The sequence below is a fragment of the Aphanothece microscopica RSMan92 genome (genome assembly GCF_046613545.2).
Taxonomy (GTDB): Bacteria; Cyanobacteriota; Cyanobacteriia; order PCC-6307; family Cyanobiaceae; genus NIES-981.
Window position 1 is genome coordinate 1 of sequence record NZ_JBKKKY020000568.1, and the last position, 434, is coordinate 434.

A 434-nucleotide genomic window follows, 5' to 3' on the forward strand; every position below is an offset into this window, starting at 1 on the left:
AGTTGATATCTAGTTACTTGATTAATAAAGGAGTGCGAGAGCAGAGATTGGTTTGGAAAGGGTACGGACAAACCAAGCCAGTAGCAGAGAACGACACAGAAGAAAATAAGGCCCAAAACCGCCGAGTAGAGTTCGTAGTGCTTGAAAACTAGTAGTTTGATAGAGGAAGTAAAAACTTTTTTAGATTTTTACCAAAAAGAGTAAACATTAAAAATGAACACAAGGTTTTTATTTTAGTAAGATTTTTTATTGATAGTTAGCGTCTATTGTGCAGTATAGTTTCTGAGAGAAAGTTGATGAGAACAAATTGAGATAAAAATTTTACGATGTACCCTTCAAAAAAACAGAATATATGAGTATAATTTCCATCAAGCCCTACGCAGACACATTTGTTGAAACGAACTTTTCTACGCCTTTACTATTAGGAATGGAGT

The 434-nt window shown here is 34.1% G+C and carries 1 protein-coding gene; it reads left to right on the plus strand.

The genetic code is table 11. The annotated features are described in order from the left end of the window. The first annotated feature begins 17 nt into the window (after nt 1–17). Nucleotides 18–152 carry an OmpA family protein gene (locus ACLD7X_RS19095; protein ID WP_411425254.1) on the plus strand — a complete coding sequence of 45 codons (135 nt, stop codon included), beginning with the start codon at nt 18–20 and terminating at the stop codon, nt 150–152. Nucleotides 153–434 lie beyond the last annotated feature (282 nt).